We start from the raw sequence: 3543 nt of genomic DNA, 5'->3' as shown, positions 1-3543 counted from the left end.
TCGCTCTCTCCTCGGCTATCCAAGGAGGGGGCAATTCCTCGTGACGCCGAGGGGGCAGTTTTCCATGGCGCGCGACACTGGTCGAAGGCTAACCGCAGCTCAATATCGGCAGCGCGCCGACCATGAGGGCTGTTCGCGCGAGCCGTTGATCTGGATCAAGACGAGCGTCAGGCGAGCGGCGAACGTCAGCTGGACCGAACGGCGCCCTGTCCCCAATGAATGTTCGGTCTGCGCGGCCTCGACATTTCTTTGGCTCCGGTGCCGAGGCCGCTGCAACGCTTCGGCCGATTGTTCCTCCTTCGGAACGTTCGCAGTTGGAGGCGCGAACAACTATCCTCCGGCTATGCGCAGCACATATAAACTCTGCCTAGCGACCACAGGCAAGCAGGTCCCGTCAGGACCTGACTGGCTCCACGAAATCAAGCACGATGGCTATCGGCTGCTGGTGATCCGGGAGAACGAGCGCGTGCGCCTGCTGTCCCACAACGGCAGCGACTGGACGAAACGTTATCCGTGGATCGCCGAGGCTGCTCTGAAGAACCGGCAGAAGCACTTTGTTATCGATGGCGAGGCCGTAATCCTCGGCGTCGATGGCATCTCCGACTTCAACGCGCTGCACTCCCGCAAGTACGATCACGAAGTCCAGCTTTACGCGTTCGACATTCTCGCGATGGGCGGCGATGACTTGCGCCCCCTCCCCCTGCACATGCGCAAAGTCAACCTGGAGCAGCTCTTGGCGCGCCGACCCGACGGGATCACGGTCGCACCTTTCGAGCGCGGTGAGATCGGGCCGGACCTTTTCCGCGCTGCGTGCCGCATGGGCTTTGAAGGCCTTGTCTCGAAACATCGCGATCGGCCTTACCGCGGCGGCCGGCAAAAGTTCTGGATCAAGGTCAAGAACCGTAGCCATCCGGCGATGGAGAGGGAGCTTTAGCCGCCAACCGATTTCCGACAGCTAAATTGGTCGCGTCGAGAAACTTTTCTGGCTTGGCTTGGTTTAAATTTCGATCCCTTGAGAAATAAGCGGCCATCAGGCGGCCTCAGCATTCAATCCGGAGTGCTGGGGTCGTTCGCTCAACGCTCGCAGGACGGAGTTTTTGGGAGCTTACATGGGACGAGAGCTGAAAACTGCTCTGCTAATTGCGGCAGGGCTTGCGATTGTCTGTTTGCAGCTCTCATGGCTGCCAGAGTCATCGGCTGAACCAGTCACGCGAGGGGACGGCGCATGGGGTCCGATGAGGCCGTAGTTACGATCCGTTGAGGAGTTGTTGAAAGGTCTCCGCCACCGCAGAGCCGCACAGGCTTAGCAGTCTCTCAAATCGAGGCTTGAACGATCTTATGATGGTGCTCTCAGATGGGGTACGCAGGACTTTGCGGCAGGCTCGGCTCTACGGCTACCTGGTCGAGCGAAATAACCAGATCTATCATCCGGGCGCCTTTCATCCGGTTTGCAAGAAATTGTTTGCGCTCCGTCTCGTCGAAGGCGGTTGGATGACGAAAAACGACGATCGATACGAGCTGACTACTAAGGGGCGTGAAGCGTCGGACTGACTTTTGGCGAGCACAGGCCGCCGCCAGCGTGCGCGCATGTTTAGGAACGCCTACCGCGCGTGACCATTGGTTAGGTTCGGAAAACCATGGAGCCAAAAATGCGGAAGACGATTATTACAGTCCTAACAGCAGTGGTACTCGCCGGGGCTGCTAGCGTTGCATATGGCCAAGCTAGCGGATCTGGTAGTGCAGGTGCTGGCGGAGCTGGCGGTGCTGGCGCAGGGGTCGGCGGCGGATCGATGGGCACGGGCGGATCGTCGCCGGGTGCAGGAGGCGCCGGGACGACTGGTTCTGGACCCGGGGCCAGTGGCACAACTGGCTCGGCTGGCGGATTGCAAAAGGGCGCGATCCACCCTGGCAGCGGAGACAATTCGACTCGGCGCCGGAGGCAATACTGAAAGACTCCACACCCGCCAGCCTGAACCGGGACTTCACTTAACTTTAACGTAATCGGCACAGGCTCCCGCATTGGGACGGGGCCGCTTGGGGACGCTTTGCGGCTTTGTGCTTGGGGAGAAGGCGCCACTACTTGCCCAGCCCCAGTGGCGCCTTTCCTCAACTCATTGCCCTCCGCGAGTGAAGCTTTCACAGAAGCTTGACATACCGATTGCTAGGCTTTGGTTGCTGGGGATTAGCAGGCCCAGTTTGAGACGGCGCCGCCGGGGAAAGTTTCATTTCGAGCCGGCGGCGTAATTTTTTGGAGAATTTGGAGATGGCAAACGCGGTCATGCTTCCATGGAGCGCGAGCTGAGAGGGAGGGAACCCTCAGAACCAGCGCCACGTTGATCGCCATGGCCGTGAAGGAAATCCGAAGCTGGTTGACTAACATCGGCGTACTGGCCGCGCGTCCAGCAGCGTTCGCCATCTTTCTTGTTTATTGCGCGCTTTCGATCGTCTTCGGCAACGGGCTAGAATGGCATTCGCTAGCCACTCTTGTGACCTGGGGCATGACGCTCGTAATCCAGCGCGCCGAGCACCGCGACACGCAAGCCATTCACGCCAAGCTCGAGAGTTGTTGAAGGTTCATGACGATGCAAACAATTCGCTCATGACAATCGATGATAAGGACGCGGAAGAGGTCGAGCGGGAAAGGCAAAAAGTCCACAAGTCGTGAATGGCCCGCCAGCATGACGGGCGGGCTTGAGCATAGGATTCACCCATGAAGTTCGCCGTCGAACGTCCAACCCGGAAACCGCTGCCCGCAAGCTGGTCGAGATCGCCAGCGGCATCGAGCCCGTCCAAGACGGCCGAAGATCAACGCGCCGTTCCTCTGCGCACTCAACACCAGCGGCGAGGAGTTCGGGGCAGGCATCAGGACGGCAGTCGAGCGCGGGTGGCCGGGAAATTATGCCCGGACCTTGAAGATAGAGGTCGCGTGACAAGAAAGAGCGCCGACCGGCGGCCTCACTTGGGCGCCAGCAGGCCACTCGAGGTTGCCCATCCAGCGATCGTCTCGAACTCCTGCGCTTTCTTGAGCAGGCTGTCGCGATCCTTACCTGGAGGCAACTGATCGGCCCGCGTTCTGCTTTTTTGGGCATCGATTAGGAAACGATCCTTCAACGAAGTGGTCTGCTTAAAGCGACGACGACGTCTTGTCATAAGGTTATCCTCATGAATAGGCTGCCGCCCAGTAAACTAGAGATGGAGACGAACATTCTCCGTCCCGGCCTGGACGTAGCGGCCTCAACATCTGAGGAGACCAGAGAGGGAGGCTCGACGCTGAGGGCGCAGTCCGCACCATTCGTCCAGCTGCGGAAAGCCTATCGTAGAGCGATATTTCAAATTGCGCACTTGCTTATGTGAATCCGCCGCAGTCGATTCACATAAGCCAATGCGCAAGTGAAAGATGGCGCCCTCGCCCTAGTCGTCCCAGATGACTTTCGCACAGTTTGCACACTGATACACGCGGATAGATTGGCCGGCCCGCGCCTGAACCTCGGTCCTGAACGCAGCTGGCATGCGGCAGTCGTCGCAGAAAGGAGGCTGCGGTCT

General features: G+C 59.2%; 4 protein-coding genes. 3 read left to right on the top strand and 1 reads right to left on the bottom strand.

Features of this window, described 5'->3' with window-relative positions; all coding sequences use genetic code 11:
- Positions 1-343 precede the first annotated feature (343 nt).
- The 3 genes from SO139_RS45775 (at position 344) to SO139_RS45765 (ending at position 2570) form a co-directional block, all read left to right on the top strand.
- Entirely contained in the window at positions 344-934 is a 591-nt protein-coding gene (locus SO139_RS45775; protein WP_449384467.1) for an ATP-dependent DNA ligase, read from the top strand.
- Between the two features lie 404 nt (positions 935-1338).
- Entirely contained in the window at positions 1339-1551 is a 213-nt protein-coding gene (locus SO139_RS45770) for a hypothetical protein (RefSeq protein ID WP_449384468.1), read from the top strand.
- A gap of 791 nt (positions 1552-2342) precedes the next feature.
- On the top strand, positions 2343-2570 hold the full coding sequence (locus tag SO139_RS45765) for a hypothetical protein (RefSeq protein WP_449384469.1): 228 nt from the start codon (positions 2343-2345) through the stop codon (positions 2568-2570).
- Positions 2571-2955: 385 nt separating this feature from the next.
- Here the strand turns inward: SO139_RS45765 and SO139_RS45760 are convergent, their stop codons facing one another.
- The gene (locus SO139_RS45760; RefSeq protein WP_449384470.1) at positions 2956-3150 is read right to left on the bottom strand and encodes a hypothetical protein; all 195 of its coding nucleotides are present in this window, start codon (positions 3148-3150) and stop codon (positions 2956-2958) included.
- Between the last annotated feature and the right edge of the window lie 393 nt (positions 3151-3543).

The organism is Bradyrhizobium sp. UFLA05-89 (assembly GCF_059803475.1).
This window is presented reverse-complemented; position numbering and strand designations above follow the sequence as displayed.

Excerpts from the sequence above, each read along its gene's own strand:
- SO139_RS45765 (WP_449384469.1), top strand. The coding sequence starts at position 2,343 with ATGGCCGTGAAGGAAATCCGAAGCTGGTTGACTAACATCGGCGTACTG.
- SO139_RS45770 (WP_449384468.1), top strand. The coding sequence starts at position 1,339 with ATGATGGTGCTCTCAGATGGGGTACGCAGGACTTTGCGGCAGGCTCGG.
- SO139_RS45775 (WP_449384467.1), top strand. The coding sequence starts at position 344 with ATGCGCAGCACATATAAACTCTGCCTAGCGACCACAGGCAAGCAGGTC.
- SO139_RS45760 (WP_449384470.1), bottom strand. The coding sequence starts at position 3,150 with ATGACAAGACGTCGTCGTCGCTTTAAGCAGACCACTTCGTTGAAGGAT.